20 protein-coding genes are annotated in these 17,620 nt (G+C 70.0%); 7 read left to right on the top strand and 13 right to left on the bottom strand.

Going from position 1 to position 17,620, the window contains the following annotated elements; translation table 11 throughout:
- Nucleotides 1–206: 206 nt before the first annotated feature.
- Genes lgt through NQK81_RS38580 form a run of 3 tightly spaced genes read right to left on the bottom strand, consistent with a single transcriptional unit; the run spans nucleotide 207 to nucleotide 3,576 of the window.
- On the bottom strand, nucleotides 207–1,238 hold the full coding sequence (gene lgt / locus NQK81_RS38590) for a prolipoprotein diacylglyceryl transferase (protein WP_257485398.1): 1,032 nt from the start codon (nucleotides 1,236–1,238) through the stop codon (nucleotides 207–209).
- A gap of 29 nt (nucleotides 1,239–1,267) precedes the next feature.
- Nucleotides 1,268–2,437 (bottom strand): M20 metallopeptidase family protein, encoded by a 1,170-nt coding sequence (locus NQK81_RS38585; protein WP_126733700.1) that lies wholly within the window; start codon nucleotides 2,435–2,437, stop codon nucleotides 1,268–1,270.
- The gene (locus NQK81_RS38580; RefSeq protein WP_257485397.1) at nucleotides 2,434–3,576 is read right to left on the bottom strand and encodes an amidohydrolase family protein; all 1,143 of its coding nucleotides are present in this window, start codon (nucleotides 3,574–3,576) and stop codon (nucleotides 2,434–2,436) included. The genes NQK81_RS38585 and NQK81_RS38580 overlap by 4 nt, the downstream gene beginning before the upstream one ends.
- A gap of 96 nt (nucleotides 3,577–3,672) precedes the next feature.
- Between NQK81_RS38580 and NQK81_RS38575 the strand changes: the two genes are divergently transcribed.
- Nucleotides 3,673–5,046, top strand: a complete 1,374-nt coding sequence (locus NQK81_RS38575) for a glutamine synthetase family protein (RefSeq protein WP_257485396.1) — start codon at nucleotides 3,673–3,675, stop codon at nucleotides 5,044–5,046.
- 69 nt (nucleotides 5,047–5,115) lie between these two features.
- On the opposite strand, the gene trpA is transcribed toward NQK81_RS38575, so the two are convergent.
- The 5 genes from trpA to NQK81_RS38550 form a co-directional block, all read right to left on the bottom strand.
- On the bottom strand, nucleotides 5,116–5,907 hold the full coding sequence (trpA, locus tag NQK81_RS38570; RefSeq protein ID WP_257485395.1) for a tryptophan synthase subunit alpha: 792 nt from the start codon (nucleotides 5,905–5,907) through the stop codon (nucleotides 5,116–5,118).
- Nucleotides 5,904–7,133, bottom strand: a complete 1,230-nt coding sequence (trpB, locus tag NQK81_RS38565; protein ID WP_126733704.1) for a tryptophan synthase subunit beta — start codon at nucleotides 7,131–7,133, stop codon at nucleotides 5,904–5,906. Before trpB ends, trpA begins: the two co-directional genes overlap by 4 nt.
- Nucleotides 7,130–7,939 (bottom strand): indole-3-glycerol phosphate synthase TrpC, encoded by an 810-nt coding sequence (gene trpC, locus NQK81_RS38560; protein WP_257485394.1) that lies wholly within the window; start codon nucleotides 7,937–7,939, stop codon nucleotides 7,130–7,132. Before trpC ends, trpB begins: the two co-directional genes overlap by 4 nt.
- 192 nt (nucleotides 7,940–8,131) lie before the next feature.
- Nucleotides 8,132–8,689, bottom strand: a complete 558-nt coding sequence (locus tag NQK81_RS38555) for a Trp biosynthesis-associated membrane protein (protein WP_257485393.1) — start codon at nucleotides 8,687–8,689, stop codon at nucleotides 8,132–8,134.
- Complete coding sequence (locus NQK81_RS38550; RefSeq protein ID WP_257485392.1) at nucleotides 8,682–10,244, bottom strand: anthranilate synthase component I; 1,563 nt, start codon at nucleotides 10,242–10,244, stop codon at nucleotides 8,682–8,684. Before NQK81_RS38550 ends, NQK81_RS38555 begins: the two co-directional genes overlap by 8 nt.
- 95 nt (nucleotides 10,245–10,339) lie before the next feature.
- Here NQK81_RS38550 and NQK81_RS38545 point away from each other — a divergent pair, with 95 nt between their 5' ends.
- Nucleotides 10,340–10,945, top strand: a complete 606-nt coding sequence (locus NQK81_RS38545; protein WP_257485391.1) for a TetR/AcrR family transcriptional regulator — start codon at nucleotides 10,340–10,342, stop codon at nucleotides 10,943–10,945.
- Between the two features lie 344 nt (nucleotides 10,946–11,289).
- Here NQK81_RS38545 and NQK81_RS38540 read toward each other — a convergent pair whose 3' ends face one another.
- The 5 genes from NQK81_RS38540 to hisF form a co-directional block, all read right to left on the bottom strand.
- Nucleotides 11,290–11,805 carry a hypothetical protein gene (locus NQK81_RS38540; protein WP_257485390.1) on the bottom strand — a complete coding sequence of 172 codons (516 nt, stop codon included), beginning with the start codon at nucleotides 11,803–11,805 and terminating at the stop codon, nucleotides 11,290–11,292.
- A 201-nt stretch (nucleotides 11,806–12,006) separates the two neighbouring features.
- Nucleotides 12,007–12,369 carry a DUF1304 domain-containing protein gene (locus NQK81_RS38535; RefSeq protein WP_126733710.1) on the bottom strand — a complete coding sequence of 121 codons (363 nt, stop codon included), beginning with the start codon at nucleotides 12,367–12,369 and terminating at the stop codon, nucleotides 12,007–12,009.
- Nucleotides 12,366–12,728, bottom strand: a complete 363-nt coding sequence (hisI, locus tag NQK81_RS38530) for a phosphoribosyl-AMP cyclohydrolase (RefSeq protein ID WP_126733711.1) — start codon at nucleotides 12,726–12,728, stop codon at nucleotides 12,366–12,368. The genes NQK81_RS38535 and hisI overlap by 4 nt, the downstream gene beginning before the upstream one ends.
- Nucleotides 12,718–13,107 carry a hypothetical protein gene (locus tag NQK81_RS38525; protein ID WP_126733712.1) on the bottom strand — a complete coding sequence of 130 codons (390 nt, stop codon included), beginning with the start codon at nucleotides 13,105–13,107 and terminating at the stop codon, nucleotides 12,718–12,720. Before NQK81_RS38525 ends, hisI begins: the two co-directional genes overlap by 11 nt.
- Complete coding sequence (hisF, locus tag NQK81_RS38520; protein WP_257485389.1) at nucleotides 13,104–13,877, bottom strand: imidazole glycerol phosphate synthase subunit HisF; 774 nt, start codon at nucleotides 13,875–13,877, stop codon at nucleotides 13,104–13,106. Before hisF ends, NQK81_RS38525 begins: the two co-directional genes overlap by 4 nt.
- A 39-nt stretch (nucleotides 13,878–13,916) precedes the next feature.
- Here hisF and NQK81_RS38515 point away from each other — a divergent pair, with 39 nt between their 5' ends.
- The 5 genes from NQK81_RS38515 to NQK81_RS38495 are packed head-to-tail and all read left to right on the top strand — an operon-like array spanning nucleotide 13,917 to nucleotide 17,582.
- Nucleotides 13,917–14,561, top strand: a complete 645-nt coding sequence (locus tag NQK81_RS38515; RefSeq protein WP_257485388.1) for a TetR/AcrR family transcriptional regulator — start codon at nucleotides 13,917–13,919, stop codon at nucleotides 14,559–14,561.
- A 10-nt stretch (nucleotides 14,562–14,571) separates the two neighbouring features.
- Nucleotides 14,572–15,078, top strand: coding sequence for a SigE family RNA polymerase sigma factor (locus tag NQK81_RS38510; protein ID WP_126733713.1), 507 nt, complete (start codon nucleotides 14,572–14,574; stop codon nucleotides 15,076–15,078).
- Nucleotides 15,075–16,073, top strand: a complete 999-nt coding sequence (locus NQK81_RS38505) for a hypothetical protein (RefSeq protein ID WP_257485387.1) — start codon at nucleotides 15,075–15,077, stop codon at nucleotides 16,071–16,073. Before NQK81_RS38510 ends, NQK81_RS38505 begins: the two co-directional genes overlap by 4 nt.
- A 28-nt stretch (nucleotides 16,074–16,101) precedes the next feature.
- Nucleotides 16,102–17,025 carry an NADP-dependent oxidoreductase gene (locus NQK81_RS38500; protein WP_257485386.1) on the top strand — a complete coding sequence of 308 codons (924 nt, stop codon included), beginning with the start codon at nucleotides 16,102–16,104 and terminating at the stop codon, nucleotides 17,023–17,025.
- Complete coding sequence (locus NQK81_RS38495) at nucleotides 17,022–17,582, top strand: putative glycolipid-binding domain-containing protein (protein WP_257485385.1); 561 nt, start codon at nucleotides 17,022–17,024, stop codon at nucleotides 17,580–17,582. Before NQK81_RS38500 ends, NQK81_RS38495 begins: the two co-directional genes overlap by 4 nt.
- The last annotated feature ends 38 nt before the right edge of the window (nucleotides 17,583–17,620 follow it).

The raw sequence follows: 17,620 nt of genomic DNA, 5'->3' as shown, positions 1-17,620 counted from the left end.
ACACGCGTGATCAGACGGACGACACGGGCCGCGGCCAGGTCCTCTCGCGTGCCGTCCACCTGATCACGCGTGTCGTCCGTCTGGACACATGTGTCGTCCGTCTGGACACGCGACTCACCGCGGCGGGTCCCGGATGCCGGAAGTACGTGAAGGCCCCCTTCATTGCGTCTAGCGCAATGAAGGGGGCCTTCACGTACTGAAGAGCGTTACTTCTCCGCCTCGGGCTTCGGGTCCTCGGTCGCCTTGTCCGCGGCCGAGTCCCGGACGGTGTCCGGAGCCGCCGCCACGTCCGCGTGCGTCTCATCGGCGGGCTCGGCGGAGTCGCCGGAGTCCTCCCGCGGCACGTCCTTGCTCCACAAGGTTTCCGGCGCTTCCCGCGGCCCACGCTTGGCGGCGAGGACGAAATACACGATCGCCGCGACGAACAGCAGGATCGAGGTCCACACGTTGACCCGCAGGCCGAGGATGTGGTTCGCGGTGTCGGTCCGCATCATCTCGATCCAGAACCGGCCCGCGGTGTACCCGGCGACGTACAGCGCGAACACGCGGCCGTGGCCGAGGCGGAACTTCTTGTCCGCCCAGATGATCAGCAGCGCGACACCGAGGTTCCAGAGCAGCTCGTAGAGGAACGTCGGGTGCACCGGGCTGTCCGGCAGCGGGACGTGCCCGAGCGCGACGCCGTTCAGGAAGTCGTCCGGGTTGGTCGGGTTGTAGCGCTGGTAGATCTCCAGGCCCCACGGCAGGTCGGTGTGCGCGCCGTAGAGCTCCTGGTTGAAGTAGTTGCCGATCCGCCCGATCGCCTGCGCGATCACGATCCCCGGCGCGAGCGCGTCGGCCATCGCGGGCAGCGGGATCCCCCGGCGGCGGCAGGCGATCAGCGCGCCGACGGCGCCGAGCGCGATGGCACCCCAGATCCCGAGGCCGCCGTCCCAGATCTTCAGCGCGTTGAGCGGGTTCTTGCCCTCGCCGAAGTACAGCTGGTTGTCGGTGATGACGTGGTACAACCGACCGCCGACCAGGCCGAACGGCACCGCGAAGACGGCGACGTCGATGACCGTGCCCTTCGTGCCGCCGCGGTTCACCCAGCGCCGCTCGCCCAGCCAGATCGCCACGATGATGCCGGCGATGATGCAGAGCGCGTAGGCCCGGATCGGGACCGGCCCGATATGCCAGACGCCCTGGTCGGGACTGGGGATGGTCGCGAGGAACGCTGCCGAGGCGGTATTCACGTCGGCCACCGTAGCGCTTCGCCGGCTTCTTGGGGGCGTCAGCCCTCGACGGCGGCCAAATAGCCCGCGATCAGCGCCGACGCGACGTGCCCGATGGCCGCGTCGGGCGGCAGGAACACTTCGTCGTGCAGGCTGGGCGCGCCCGCCGTGTCGCCGAGGCCGACGAACATCATCAGCCCGCGGGTCATCCCGCAGTAGTGCGCGAAGTCGTCGGCGCCGAACGACCGGAAGTCGGTGTCCACGCCCGCCCCCGACCGGACGAGCCGCCGGTGCGCGCGCTGGGTGAGCCCGGCGTCGTTGTGCAGCACCGGCTCGCACGGGCTGATCTCCAGTTCCGCCCGGCAGCCGTGCGCCTTCGCGGTGCCGTGGACGACCTCGGCGAGCCCCTCCAGGGCGAGGTCGCGGTCGTCGGCGCGCATCAGCCGCAGCGAGCCCGACAGGCGGGCCTCGTTCGGGACGACGTTCGCCGTCGTCCCGGCTTCGATCCGCCCGACCGAGCAGACCGCACCGAACACCGGGTCGACCCGGCGGCTCGCGAGCTGCTGCAGGCTCACCACGATCTGGCTGAGCGCGAGGATCGGGTCCCGAAGCAGATGCGGGTAGCCGGCGTGCCCGCCCTGGCCGCGGACGACGACGTCGAATTCGTCGGTGGAGGCGTTGACCGGTCCCGGCACCGCCGACACCACGCCCGCCGCGAGCCTGGGCTGGACGTGCGCGCCGATGACCGACTCGACGCCGTACTCGGTGAGCACGCCCGACTCGACGATGTCCAGTGCGCCGGAGGGCGACGTCTCCTCACGCGGCTGCAGGAGTGCGAGCAGCGGCCGGGGCACGCCGACCACGGCGGCCGCGCGGCAGGTGGCGACGAGCGCGGCCATGTGCACGTCGTGCCCGCACGCGTGCATCAGCGACGTCTCCGAGGCCCACGGGATCCCGGTGCGTTCGGCGACCGGCAGCGCGTCCAGTTCGGTGCGAAGCGCCACGGCCGGTCCCGCCGCGGTGCCCGGCAGCAGCACGGCACGCCCGGTCTTGGCGACCGGGACCCCTTCGTCGATGCCCAGCGCCTCGACGAGGACCCGCGCGGTGTCCTCCTCGTCCCCCGACGCGCGCGGATCGGCGTGCACCCGGTGCCGCAGTTCGATCGCGGACGGCAGCTCCGCCTCGACGGCGGCCTCCCACCGGTCCTGCAGTTCGTCCAGTTCCGTCATGTCCCCTCCAGCCCGTACACCCGTTCGGCGTTGCGGTGTCCCACCAGCGCCGCTATCCGATGCGCGTCCACTTCGGACAGTACGTCCGCAGTGAGTCCCGCGTACAGGAAGTCGGACAGTCCTTGCCGGAACAGCGCGGTGCCGAGGTGGTACAGCTCGGCGAGCCCGAACGCGTCCGTGGAGAACAGCAGCTTCCCGAAGGGCACGATCTCCATTGTCTCCGCGATGATCGCCGGCGCACGATGACCGGCGTTGTGCGTCGCGAGTCCCACGTCGACGAACACGTGCTCGAACACCTGCGCCAGATACGCGGCGTTCCGGTGGAAGGGATAGTTGTGCAGCAGCATGATCGGCACCCCGTGTGACCGGGTGGCCCGCAGCAGCCCGGTGAGCAGCAGCGGATCGCAGCGATGCAGATCGACATCGGAGTCGCCGAAACCGACGTGGAACTGGATCGGCAGGGCCAGGTCGATCCCGGTCCAGATCAGGAACCGGTGCAGCACCTCGTCCGCGAGCCGGACCGGTTCGCCCGCCTCGATCCGCGCGAGCCAGCGGCCCGCCGCTTCGGTGACCTCGCTGTCCGTCGGCCGCTCTCCCGCAAGGTCGAGGCCGACCCGGTAGGCGGCGATGGACTTGAACCCGACCGCGGTCGTCGCGCGTCTCGCCAGCTCCGCCACGAACGCCGTCGCGAATCCGGCCGCGGTGGTGGATCCGATCACCGCTTCGGCGACCTGTTCGAGCCGGACGATATCCCGCGCGCGGGCGCCGGAGAGGGCCGCGAACTGCTCGGTCGTGGTCAGCGTGTCCGGCAGGAAGCCGCCGTCGAGCAGGAATTCGGTCGTGCCGGTGGCGCGCAGGAACCGCGCGTTGACCTCGGTGGCGCCCAGCTCGGCGCGGCGGGCCAGATAGACCTCGGCCGGGACGTGCGGCGGCAGGTCGAGCACCGGGGCGCAGCGGGCGCGGACCGCGAGCCCGATCAGCGAGTCGAACAGGGTCGTGCCCAGCGACGAGACGGTGTCGGCCTCGGTGAGCAGCTGTTCGAACTCGATCCGGCCCAGATCACCGGTGACGACGCCGTGGCAGTGGTGATCCACCAGCCTCGTCCGGGCGACGAACGGCAGGATCGGGGTTGCCGGCATGGGCGCGTCCCTTCTCGTGATCGACGAGTGCGGCCTCACCCTATGACCGGATCCGGGCGTGGCAAGGGCCTCCGATCGAGGCCAGGATGAGGAACCATGGTGAACCGGGAAGCACTGACCGCCCGCGCGACCGCTCTCACCGGGGAGCTCCGGGCCCGTGGTGTCGAGCTCGTCGCGCTGACCTTCGTGGACAACGCCGGGATCGCGCGGGTCAAGGCGGTGCCGCTGCGGAAGCTGCCGTCCGCGGCCGCGTGGGGTGTCGGCGCTTCGAAATCCTTCGACTTCTTCGGCTCGGACGACGTCATCACCGGCGGTGAGCATTCCCTGGGCCCGGTCGGTGACCTCCGGCTCCATCCGGACCTCGACGCGCTGACCGTGCTCGCCGGGCAACCCGGCTGGGCCTGGGCACCGGTGACGAAACTCGACCAGGAGGGCGAGCCGCATCCACAGGATCCGCGTGCCCTGCTGGCGGCCGCGGTGGACCGGCTCGCCGCCCGGGGACTGCGGGCACGGATGAGCTTCGAAATCGAATGGGTGATCACCGATGCCGGCGCCCCGGAGGATCCGACCTCGGCCACCGCGGGCCCGGCGTACGGCTACGCGAGGCTTTCCGAGCACGCGGACTATCTCCGCGCCCTGGTGTCCACTTTGGACCAACAAGGGCTCGGAGTCGAGCAGATCCATCCCGAGTACGCCGACGGTCAGTTCGAGCTGTCGGTCGCCGCGGCCGACCCGGTGCGCGCGGCCGACGTCGCCGTCCTGACGAAGGAGACGATCCGCGCGCTCAGCCACCGGCACGGGCTGAAGGCGTCCTTCACCCCGAAGTTCGCGCCCGCCGGCGTCGGCAACGGTGGGCATGTGCACCTGAGCGTCTGGGACGGCAGCCGGAACCTTTTCTCCGGTGGGGAAAGGGTTTTCGGGCTGACGCCTGCCGCCGAGTCGTTCAGCGCGGGCATCCTGCGGCGGCTGCCCGCGCTGCTCGCGATCGGGGCTCCGTCGGTCGTCAGCTATCTGCGGCTGGAGCCGCACCACTGGGCGGGCGTGTACGGCGCGTGGGGACTGGAGAACCGGGAGACGCCGCTGCGGCTGGTGCGCGGCGTCGCCGGGAACCGGGACTCGGCGGCGAACCTCGAGGTCAAATGCTTCGACCTGACCGCGAATCCGTATCTGCTGGCGGCCGCCCTGCTGTTCGCCGGGATGGCCGGAACGGACGAGGGAGCGACCCTTCCGGTGCCGCTCGACGTCGATCCCGGGACCTTGACCGAGGAGGAACGCGCCGCCCGCGGGATCGAGCGGCTGCCCCAGCGGCTGGAGGAGGCCGTCGCCGCGTTCGAGGCGGACAAGGGCCTGGCGGCCGCGTTCGGCGCTCCGCTGGCGACGACGATCGTGGACGTGCGGCGGGCGGAGATCGAGCGGTTCGCGCACGCGACCCCGGAGGAGATCACCGCGGCGCAGCGGTGGCGGCACTGAGCCTGTAGCGCGTGAAGGCCCCCTTCCCTCGGCTGAGCCGAGGCAAGGGGGCCTTCACGCGCGATCAAATCAAGCGGGGGCGACGGTCTTCCGCACACCGGCGGCCAGTTCGGCCGAAAGCTCGCGCACGGCGTCCAGTCCGCTCGCGGCGGCCGTCACCAGCGCGGAACCAACGATGACGCCGTCCGCGAATCCGGCGACCTGCGCCGCCTGCTCGCCGGAACGGACGCCGAGACCGACGCCGATCGGCAGGTCCGTATGCGCGCGGGTCCGCGCGACCAGGTCCTCGGCGTGCACGCCGACCTGGTCACGGGCGCCGGTCACGCCCATCACCGCGGTGGCGTACACGAAGCCCGAGGCGGCCTCGACGGTCTTCGCGATCCGCTCCTCCGAGGAGGACGGCGCGACCAGGAAGATCCGGTCCAGACCATGCTGCTCGGAGGCGGCCATCCACTCGTCGGCCTCGTCCGGGATCAGGTCCGGCGTGATCATGCCGAGCCCGCCCGCGGCGGCGAGATCCCGCGCGAAGCGGTCGACGCCGTAGCGGTGCACCGGGTTCCAGTACGTCATCACGACGGCCTTGCCGCCACGCGACGACACCGACTCGACGACCTCGAACAGGTGCTTGAGCTTGAAACCGCCGGAAAGCGCGCTCACCGACGCGGCCTGGATGGTCGGGCCGTCCATGACCGGGTCCGAGTAGGGCACGCCCACCTCGACCAGGTCGGCGCCGCCGTCGACCACCGCGGCCAGCAGGTCCTTCGACCCGTCGACCGTCGGGAAGCCCGCCGGGAGGTACCCGATCAGCGCTCCGCGACCCTCTTCGCGCGTCTTGGCGAAGAGTTCGGACAACCCGCTCATGCGTTCTCCACCAGGCCGAAGTACTTCGCGGCCGTGTCCATGTCCTTGTCGCCACGACCGGACAGGTTCACGATGATCAGCCCCTCGGGGCCGAGTTCGCGGCCCAGCACCAGCGCGCCCGCCAGCGCGTGCGCCGACTCGATCGCCGGGATGATGCCCTCGGTGCGCGAAAGCAGCTTGAACGCGTCCATCGCCTCGGCGTCGGTCACCGGCCGGTACTCGGCGCGGCCGCTGTCCTTGAGCCACGAGTGCTCCGGGCCGACGCCCGGGTAGTCGAGACCCGCGGAGATCGAGTGCGACTCGACGGTCTGGCCGTCTTCGTCCTGCAGCAGGTACGTCATCGCGCCGTGCAGGTTGCCCGGCGTGCCCTTGGTCAGCGTGGCGCCGTGGCGGTTGCCCTCGATGCCCTCACCGCCAGGCTCGAGACCGACGAGCCGGACCTCCGGGTCGTCGATGAAGCCGTGGAAGATGCCGATCGCGTTCGACCCGCCGCCGACGCAGGCCGCGACGGCGTCCGGCAGGCGTCCGGCCTGCTCCAGGATCTGGACGCGGGCCTCCTCGCCGATGATCTTGTGGAAGTTCCGCACCATCATCGGGAACGGGTACGGGCCCGCCGCCGTGCCGAACAGGTAGTGCGTCGTGTCGGCGTTGGTGACCCAGTCGCGCAGTGCCTCGTTGATGGCGTCCTTGAGCGTGCGCGAACCGGTCTTCACCGGAACGACCTCGGCGCCGAGCAGCTTCATGCGGGCGACGTTCAGCGCCTGCCGCTCGGTGTCGACCTCGCCCATGTAGACGATGCATTCCAGGTCCAGCAGCGCGCAGGCGGTGGCGGTGGCCACGCCGTGCTGACCGGCACCGGTCTCGGCGATGACCCGCTTCTTGCCCATCCGCTTGGTGAGCAACGCCTGGCCCAGCACGTTGTTGATCTTGTGCGAACCGGTGTGGTTCAGATCCTCGCGCTTGAGGAAGATCCGGGCGCCGCCGGCGTGCTCACCGAAGCGCTTGGCCTCGGTGAGCAGCGACGGACGGCCGGCGTAGTCGCGCAGGAGACGCCGGAACTCGTTGACGAAGTCCGGGTCGTTCCGCGCCTTGTCGTACTCGGCAGCGACCTCGTCGACGACGCCGATCAGTGCCTCGGGCATGAACCGTCCGCCGTACGGGCCGTAGTAGCCCCGGTCGTCCGGATCGTGCTTGCCGTGGGGTTCTTCGTGATACTCCGTGGTCATCGAGAAGGCCTCGGGCAGGCGGGGTGCGATCCGGCGGTGACGAGCTTGACCAGCGCGCCCTTCGGGTCACCCGAAGCGACGAGCCCTTCGCCCACGAGGACGGCGTCGGCGCCGTGACCCGCGTAGGACATCAGGTCGCCGGGGCCGCGCACACCGGACTCGGCGATCTTGAAGACGTCCATCGGCAGGCCGGGGGCCAGCCGCGAGAAGACGTCCCGGTCGACCTCGAGGGTGTGCAGGTTGCGGGCGTTGACGCCGACCACCTTCGCGCCGGCTTCGAGGGCCCTGTCGGCCTCTTCGGCGTTGTGGATCTCGACCAGCGCGGTCATCCCGAGGGATTCGACCCGGTCCAGCAACGCGATCAGGGCGTTCTGCTCCAGGGCCGCCACGATCAGCAGGACCATGTCCGCGCCGTGCAGCCGCGCCTCGTGGACCTGGTACGGGCTGACGATGAAGTCCTTGCGCAGCACCGGGATGTCGACCGCCGCACGGACCGCGTCGAGGTCGGCGAGGGAACCGCCGAACCGGCGCTGCTCGGTCAGCACGCTGATCACCCTGGCGCCGCCGTCGGCGTAGTCCTTCGCCAGCGCGGCCGGGTCCGGGATCTCGGCGAGATCGCCCTTGGACGGGCTGCGCCGCTTCACCTCGGCGATGACGCCGATACCGGACTCGCGCAGGGCCGCGAGCACGTCACGTGGGGGCGCGACCTGGGTCGCGCGCTTCTTCAGTTCGTCGAACGGCAGAACCGCCTCGCGCTCGGCGAGATCGGCACGGACGCCGGCGACGATGTCTTCGAGCACGCTCACCGGAGTCCCTCACCGGCCGTCGTACTCACTGATTCCTTCGCAAGGTCGCTCACAAAAACCTTCCCCTTCCCGCCGAAACGATGCTAACCCCCGCACGGATACGGCCTGGTTCCGGGTATGTCCGTTACTCCGAATGCCAACCGTGTCATCTTTCGCGGCGTAGATCTCGGAAACGCGCGTTTTCCGCGGCCATCACCGGGTCGCGGTGGGATCTTCACCTTCGGACAGCGCCTCCCACAGCTCGGTCTCCGGATCCTTGGCGGCCTTCTTCTTCGCCCCCGGCGCCGAGTACTTCGCGCCGAGGCGAGGCATCCGGCCCGCGCCCTTGATGGCTGCCAACCCGCCCGCCGTCACGAGAATTCCCCCGAGGATCGCGAGACCGCGGGCTCCCAGCATTTGAGCCACGGGCAAACCGTCGGCGAAGCCGCTGAACGAGCCGCCCGCCACGCCGATCCACACGGCGGCGACACCGGCCACGGCGAGTACCACGCCGAGCACCCGGCGTGGCCAGCCGCCGGTGGCGATCAGCCCCGCCGTGCCGGCGAGCGCCAGCAACGCGAGCGGAATCAGCGCGACCGCACGTTGTGAACCGGTTTCCGTGTACAGCACCGTGCCGCGCACGCCGCCGTCGCGGAACTCCGCGAACCAGACGAGCTGCGAAGAACCCCACAGCGCGACCGCGCCCAGCAGGAGGCCCACCACGGCGATCCACAGTGGACGCTTGGCCTTCTTCGCCGGGGCGTCAGACACGAGTGCTGTCACCCGCCGGGTCGAGCTCGTCCGCGGCGATCATCGTCTGCGCCGCCGCGACGGCGGAGAGCACGGTGCGGGCCTTGTTGAGCGACTCGTTGTCCTCGTAGTCGGCCACCGAATCCGCGACGACTCCCCCGCCGGCCTGGACGTACGCGGTGCCGTCCTTCATCAGCGCGGTGCGGATCGCGATCGCGGTGTCGGCGTCCCCGGCGAAGTCGAGATAGCCGACGACACCGCCGTAGAGCGCCCTGCGGGTCGGCTCCAGTTCCTCGATCAGCTGCATCGCGCGGACCTTCGGCGCGCCGGAGAGCGTCCCAGCCGGGAAACAGGCGGTGACGGCGTCGAAAGCCGTCTTGTCGTCGAGGAGTTCGCCGGTGACCGTGGAGACGATGTGCATGACGTGGCTGTAGCGCTCGACGTCGAAGAAGTCGACGACGCGCACGGTGCCGGGTTTGCAGACCTTGCCGAGGTCGTTGCGGCCGAGGTCGACGAGCATCAGGTGCTCGGCGCGTTCCTTCTCGTCCGCCAGCAGGTCCTTGGCCAGCTGCGCGTCCTCCTCCGGGTCGGCGCCGCGCCAGCGGGTGCCCGCGATCGGATGCGTGGTCGCGCGGCCGTCCCGCACGGTGACCAGCGACTCCGGGCTGGACCCGACGATGTCGAAACCGTCCAGGCGCAGCAGGTACATGTACGGGCTCGGATTGGACGTGCGCAGCACGCGGTAGACGTCCAGCGCGTCGGCCTGCGTCTCGATCTCGAAGCGTTGCGACGGCACGATTTGGAACGCTTCGCCCGCCTTGATCGCCTCGACCGCCTTCTCGACGGCCGCGTGGAAGTCCGGCTTGGAGCGGCGGCGGGTGAATTCGGGCGCCGGCCGGTCGAAGACGGCGGCCGTGGCCGGGGCCGCGACGTGCAGCTGCTTGGTCATCGCGTTCAAGCGCGCGACGGCGTCGTCGTACGCGGCGTCGACACGCTCGGCCGAGTCGTCCCAGTTGACCGCGTTGGCGATCAGCGTGACGGTGCCCTCGTGGTGGTCGAAGGCGGCCAGGTCGGTCGCCAGGAGCATGGTGAGCTCAGGGATGTCGAGGTCGCGCTCGGCGAGTTCGGGGAGCCGTTCGAGCCAGCGGACGGCGTCGTAGCCGATGTAGCCGACCATGCCGCCGGTGAGCGGCGGCATTCCGGGCAGCTGCTCGGTGTGGAGCGTGGCGACGGTCTCGCGCAGCACGGTGAGCGGGTCGCCCTCGGTCGGCAGGCCGACCGGAGGGGTGCCGGTCCAGACCGCCTCGCCGTCACGCACGGTCAGCGCGGCGGGGCTGTCGACGCCGATGAACGACCATCGGCTCCACGACGCGCCGTTCTCCGCCGATTCGAAGAGGAACGTCCCCGGCCGGTCGGCGGCGAGCTTGCGGTAGACCCCGATGGGGGTCTCGCCGTCGGCGAGCACGCGGCGGACAACGGGAATGACGCGACGGCCCTCGGCGAGCGCGCGGAACTCGTCGCGCGAAGGGCTGACCGAGCCGAGCCCCGACGGGCTGGCGTTAGCGGCGCTGACCATGCCGCTCATTGTGCTGCAACGCCCGGGCGGGCGGGGACGCGGGGATGAATTCAAAGAATGTTGAATTTCGTGCCGGGTCCGTTCATGATGACGCCATGGCTGTTGACGACACTACCGCGCGGCGCCGGGGACGGCGGCCCGGCGGACAGGACACCCGCACCGCGCTGATCGAAGCGGCGCGCGCGGTGTTCGGTGAGAGCGGCTTCGACGGCGCGACCGTCCGCACGATCGCGACGCGCGCCGGGGTCGACGCGGCGATGGTCAATCACTGGTTCGGCAGCAAGGAGGGGCTGTTCGCCCAAGCGATCCTGAAGCTCCCCTTCGACCCGCACGAACTGCTCGCGGAACTTCAGGACGGGCCCGACGAGGAGTTCGGCCAGCGGATCGTGCGCACCTTCCTCACCCGATGGGACGGCGCGGGCGGTGACGTGTTCCAGGCACTCGTCCGCAGCGTCGCCGGGCACGAACAGGCCGCGGCCGTACTGCGCGGGTTCTTCCAGAACTTCTTCACGAAGGTCATCGGCGGGCTGGGCTCGGACCGCGTCGAACTGCGGACCACGCTCTGCGCCTCCCAGCTCGTCGGGATGGGGCTGGTGCGGTACGTCGCGAAGTTCGAACCCATGGCGTCGAGCGAGATCGAGCCGCTGGTGACCGCGATCGCGCCGACCGTGCAGCGCTACCTGACCGGGAACATCGACTGAGCGGCTCCGGCGTGTGCGCCCTCAGATCACGCGAGTTCGCTCTCTGATCACGCAAGTTACGCCTTCAATCACGTGAGTTACGCCTTCAATCACGTGAGTTCGCCGTCTGGACACGCGAATCGCGCCCAAGACCTCCTTGCCCACCCTGACGGTGGTGAAGGAGGCCTTCACCACCCACCGACCGGATGGTGACGCCGCGCGTGAGGAGAAACGCAACTCGCGTGATCAGAGGCGGAACTCGCGTGATCAGAGGCGGAACTCGCGTGATCAGAGGCGGAACTCGCGTGATTGGAAGCGTAACTCGCGGGCCGGGTGACCTCCGGGCCTGATCATGTGCCGTCCGATCAGGCCGTGTCCGGCTCGATCTCCTTGACGGGAACCGTGTAGAGCGTGTCCTTCGAGAACCGTCCGCGCGGGAAGATCACGATCATGTCCGTTCCCTCGCCGCCGATGAAGACAGGGACTTTCTCGAGTCCCTTGAAACGTGGAGCGATCCGCAGCGACCTGCGGGTCTGAAGCAGCTTGTAATCGCGCTCGAGATAGACGTCGATCCTGGGGTACAACCAGCCGGGCCGCACGGTCGCCGTGGCCTCGCGCAAACCGGTCTTCGAAGCGGAGCGACGGCGGCTCTTCCAGAGCCAGGCGGCGTACAGACACGCCGGAATACCGTAGAAGGCCGCCAAAGACAGCGGGGACAGCACTTCGAACCGAGGATCTTCCGAAACTATCCGGCACACGACGAAGTAGGCCATCCAGAACACCGCCAAAGCGGTCGCCCGTTGTTCGAGAATCGACAGTCTCTCGATCAAGGGGGTGGCCACCTCTTCGTGGACCGTCGGCGCCACAAGGCTTTCGGTCACGTCATCGTCCGGAGTGGAGCGAGGCCTCCCGGCGACCCGCGGGCGTCGTCTCGGACCGTCACGCTCGGCTGATCTTCGCTTCCCACGCCCCAGTTTCATGCGCTGAGGTTAATCGAGAGAAGTGCCTTTTCCGGCCGACGAGTCGCATCTCGCTCCGGGGCAACCGCGAGCGCTCAGCGAGCGTGCAAGTCAGCAGGCGCGTCAGCCCGCGAGCAGCACCGCGATCAGCGCCAGCGTGCCGGGGACCACCTGCACGAAGAAGATCTTCTTGCTCGCCGTCGCCGTCCCGTAGAGCCCGGCCACGATCACGCAGGCGAGGCCGAAGATCTTGAACTGCCAGGCGGTGCTGCCGGTCGCGATCAGGCCCCAGATCAACGCGGCGGCGAGGAAACCGTTGTACAGCCCCTGATTCGCCGCGAGCGCGGAGCTCTCCTTCGCGAATTCCTCGGTGGTGCCGAAGGAGGCGCGGGCGCGCGGTGTGGTCCACAGGAACATCTCGAGCACGACGATGTACAGGTGGATCAGGGCGACGATGCCGACCAGGACGTTGGCGACGACATTCACGGATTCTCGCTCTCGTCGGCCAGCAACAGCCGTTCGTCGGTGTCGAAGCAGGTGTGCGTGCCGGTGTGACAGGCCGGGCCGGTCTGGTCGACGCGCAGGAGGACGGTATCGCCGTCGCAGTCGATCCGCACCTCGCGCACGTGCTGGACATGGCCGGAGGTCTCGCCCTTGACCCACAGTTCCTTGCGGCTGCGCGAATAGTAGGTGCCGCGCCGCGTGGTGAGGGTGCGCTCGAGCGCCTCGTCGTTCATCCACGCCATCATCAGCACGTCCGATGTGGAGTGTTCGACGACGACGGCGGCGATCAGCCCGTCCGCGTTGCGCTTCAAGCGATCCGAGAGGGCGGGGTCAAGCGTCATTCGTGGCTCCGAGAAGGTGCCGTTTCACCGGCATCGAGTTGAGCAGGACCGCCGTGTAGATGTACCCGGCGAACAGCAGCCCGGAGACGATCTTCACCCAGAAGAGTTCCGCCGCCAGCAGGGAAAGCGCGTGCAGCAATCCGAAGAGGAAGCTGACGACGAAACCGGCGAACCGCGCCGAAGACATCTTCAGCACCAGCCCCGCCACGACCAGGCCGCCGAGGACCAGCGACGTCCCCGGCAGCAGGAACGTCCTCGCGGTGGAGTACGGCGCGAACATGAGGATCACGGCCATCGCGATGTAGACGAGGGGAAGGCCGAGCAGCAGCGCGCAGACGACCTTGACCTCGGTGGAGGCCTTCCATTTGGCCAGGATCACCGGACCACGACTCCCCCGGCGCGCAGCGCGTTCTTGACCTCGCCGATCTTCAACTGCCCGAAGTGGAACACGCTGGCCGCGAGCACCGCGTCCGCCCCCGCCTCGACGGCGGGCAGGAAGTGCTCCAGCGCGCCGGCGCCACCGCTGGCGATCACCGGGACCCGGACCGCCGCCCGCACCTGGGTCAGGAGTTCGAGGTCGAAGCCGTTCTTGGTGCCGTCGGCGTCCATCGAGTTGAGCAGGATCTCGCCGACGCCGAGTTCCTCCCCGCGCGCGGCCCACTCGACGGCGTCGATCCCGGTGCCACGGCGCCCGCCGTGCGTGGTCACCTCGAAACCGGACGGAGTCGGCTCGGTCCCCTCAGGGACCCGGCGCGCGTCCACCGACAGCACGACGCACTGCGCGCCGAACCGGCGGGACGCCTCGCGCAGGAACTCCGGCCGCGCGATGGCGGCGGTGTTGATGCTCACCTTGTCCGCGCCCGTGCGCAGCAACCGGTTGACGTCGTCGTTCGTCCGCACGCCGCCGCCGACGGTGAGCGGGATGAAGACCTGCTCCGCGGTCCGGCGGACGACGTCGAAGGTGGTCTCACGGTCCCCGGAGGACGCCGTGACGTCGAGGAACGTGAGCTCGTCCGCGCCCTCGGCGTCGTACAGGCGGGCGAGCTCGACGGGGTCGCCGGCGTCGCGCAGGTCGGCGAAGTTGACGCCCTTCACCACACGGCCCGCGTCGACGTCGAGACACGGGATGACCCTGACTGCGACTGACATGGGGACAAGCGTAGTCAAGAGCCGTTCTAAGCTCGCGGGATGGCACAGGCGGGGCGGCGGCCGGGGCAGACCGAGACGCGGGAGGAGATCCTCGAAGCGGCGAGGCGCAGATTCGCCGAACAGGGGTACGACGGGGCGACCGTCCGCGCCATCGCGGCCGACGCCGGGGTCAACGCGGCGCTGCTGCACCATTTCTTCGGCACCAAGCAACGGCTCTTCGCCGCGTCGATGAACCTGCCGGTGGACCCGGGCGAGCTGGTCCCCCGGATCCTCGAAGGCCCCGAAGCGGAGATCGGCGAGCGCCTCGTCCGCGCGTTCCTCGGTCTCTGGCAGGCGCCGGACGGCCGCGCGCCGTTCCTGGCGATGATCCGGTCCGCGACCACCAACGAGCAGGTCGCGACCATGATGCGGCAGTTCCTGGAGCGGGCGGTGCTGGCGCGGGTCGCCGAAGCGCGCGGCGTGCCGAAGGTGCGGGTGGCCGGGATCGCCGCGCAGATGATCGGGTTCGCGCTGCTGCGCTACGTCATCGGGCTCCCGCCGCTGGTCAACGCCTCGGAGGAGGAGATCGTCGGGATGCTGGCCCCGGTCGCGCAGTACTACCTGACCCCCGGGACCGAAAAAGTTCGGCTCCCGATGCATCAGGACGGTGGTCTCGCGCGTCACTGGAGCGAGACCACCGGCTGAGGGGACACACGTGCCTGCGACCTTCGACGAGTTCGTCGCGGATCGCCTGGACGGCCTCCTGCGCTACGCGACCGTCCTGACCGACGACCCGTACCTGGCGCAGGACATCGTCCAGGAGGTGCTGCTGCGTGCCCAGGAACGCTGGCCGAAGATCGACCATCCGCCGACGTACGTCCGCCGGATGGTGACCAACGAGTACCTCTCGTGGCGGAGGCGCCTGGCGGTCCGCCGGGTGACGCCGTCGTCACCGGAAGCGCTCGACCTGATGAGCCCGCCGGTCTCCGATCACGCCATCGAGTACGGCGAACGCGACGCGATGCTGGACCGGCTCGCGAAGCTCCCGCGCAAACAACGCGCCGCGATCGTGCTCCGCTACTACGAGAACTACTCCGACGAGGAGATCGGCGCGGTACTCCGCTGCGCGACGTCGACCGTGCGCAGCCAGATCTCGCGCGCGCTCGCGACGCTGCGGGAAACCGAACCGTCCCCGTCCGTGCCCACGGGAGCCCGCAAATGACCCGACTGAGCGAAGAACACACCGAGGACCTGATCCGCGAGAGCCTCGAACACCTGGCGACGCGGGCGCCCGACGGTGCCGAGATCCGCGACGCGCTGAACCAACGGTCGCGAAGCCGCCCGAAGATGGCCTTGGCCCTGGTCGCGGCGGCGGTCGCGATCATCGCGCTCGGCGTGCCGCTGGGCCTGCGGGCCTACACCACGGTCACGCCGGCTTCCCCGCGCGACGCGGACTGGTCGGTGCTGCCGTACAAACCGGGCTGGCTGCCCGACGGCTTCACGGAGATGAGCCGCTCCGCGAAGCCCTATCCCGCGCCTCAGACCAGGATGTGGAACGGCGGCGAGGCGGGCCAGGTCCAGCTGACCACCACTCCGCTGGACGAACGGCGCGGGCCGTGGACCATCGCGCCCGCCCCGAACCAGATCATCGTGCACGGCCGGGTCGGCATGGTCTCGGAGGTCTACGGCGACGCGACGATGCTGACGTGGTCACCCGACGACGCGTACGTGCTGAACCTGACCCTGTACGGCGTGCGGGACGCGCGCGGCGTGGGTCAGCGGATCGCGGACGAGATGGTCAGGGACGGCCGCGCCCGGGTGTCGGGCGAACTGCGCTTCGGCCGGTTGCCCGCCGATCTGGCGCTGTCCGCGGTGAACCTGCCCATGGCGGTCGGCGGCGGCCGGACCGAGCTCGAAGCCACCCGTGCCGGGCAGCCCACCGCTCCGGCGGTCGTCACGGCGAGGCTCGGCGGCGAACGGCCGGACGACGGCGACGCCGCGCCCGTGCCGCTCAAGATCCGGGGCCTCGACGGTTTCGCCCTCCCCGCGCGGAACGGGCGGCTCGAGCGGCTGGACGAAACGGTCGCCGTCCAGGTCGAAGGCGGACGCTGGCTCACCGTGTCGGGAAAGCGGGACCGGGCGACGCTGCTCGACATCGCCGAGGGCCTGCAGATCGTCCCCGGCGACTACAGCTGGTTCGGGAAACCGCCGGAATAGTGGCGGGCGGGCGGCGGTTGTCGACGGCATGACGGACACCTACCGCTCCATCGCGTTCACCGAGTACGGCGACTCCGGGGTCCTGCGCGTCCTCGAACGCGAGCTTCCCGTGCCGGGTCCCGGCCAGGTGAGGGTCGCCGTCCGGGCCGCGGGGGTGAACCCGATCGACTGGAAGATCCGCTCCGGCCTGATGGCGGAGGTGTATCCCGCGAGGTTCCCCGCCGTCCCCGGCGGTGACATTTCGGGCGTGATCGACGCGGTGGGCGAGGGGGTTTCCGAGTTCGCCGCCGGTGACGAGGTCTTGGGGTCCGGTATCGGTGGGTACGCGGAGTACGTCCTCGCGGATCCCGCGAAGTTGGTCCGCAAGCCCGAGGCACTGTCCTGGGAGCTGGCCGCGGCGCTGCCGGCGGTCGTCAACACCGCCTATCGCGCACTCAACCTCCTGGATCTGCAGAAGGGCGAGACGCTGCTCATCGACGGTGCGGCGGGTGGAGTCGGCACCATCGCCGTCCAGCTCGCCGTCGCCCGCGGGCTCACCGTCGTGGGCACCGCGAGCGAAGCGAACCACGACTACCTTCGCTCACTGGGTGCCGTCCCGGTGCAGTACGGCGAAGGGCTCGCCGAGCGCGTACGCGGCGTCGCTCCCCAGGGCATCGACGCCTCCTTCGACGCCTCCGGACGCGGCTCGCTCGCCACCCTCGTCGAGCTGACCGGCGGCCCGAAGCGGGTCATCACCATCGCCGCGCCGGACGCGGCCGACCACGGCGTCCGCTTCACGTCGGGCTCCCCCGCCGAGCAGGTCCCCGGCTCGCTGGCCGAAGGTGCCGCGCTCGCCGCCGAAGGCAAGCTCGACCTGCCGATCGCCCGGGTGTACCCGCTCGACGAGGCGGCCGCGGCCCAGGACGAGAGCGAAGCGGGCCACGTCCGGGGCAAGCTCGTCCTGGTCCCGTGAACCTTCCCGCGACGGCGAGCTGGCTGCATCGGGACGCGAGGACCGGCGTCGAGGTCGCGTACTTCGAGCAACACGAAGGCGGCTGGCGGATCAGCGGGGCCACGACGGCGGTCGAGGACGGCGAATCCTGGTTCGTCGAGTACGCGATCACCGTCGACGCCACCTGGCATACGAGGTCGGCGGAGCTCTCCGGCCGGTCGGCGAACGGGGCCCGGCGCACGGTCCTCGAATCCGGCGGCGACGGCCGCTGGCGAGTGGACGGAGTCGCGGATCCGCGGCTCGACGGCTGTTTCGACGTGGATCTCGAATCGTCGTCGATGACGAACACGCTACCGGTGCACCGGCTCGGCCTGGCGCCGGGCGCCGCCGCCGAAGCGCCCGCCGTGTACGTCCGGGCGGGCGACCTCGCCGTGGAGCGGCTCGAGCAGCGCTACGAGCGGATCGGTGACCGCGATTTCGCCTACGCGGCACCGGTCTTCGACTTCTCCTGCGTACTGCGTTACGACCGGCACCTGCTGGTCCGCGACTACCCGGGCATCGCCGTCCGGCTGTCCTGAAACCCGCACCCCTTGACTCACGCTTCTCAACGGGCGCA

Origin of the sequence: Amycolatopsis roodepoortensis (assembly GCF_024628825.1) — a bacterium.
Lineage (GTDB): Bacteria > Actinomycetota > Actinomycetes > Mycobacteriales > Pseudonocardiaceae > Amycolatopsis > Amycolatopsis roodepoortensis.
This window is presented reverse-complemented; position numbering and strand designations above follow the sequence as displayed.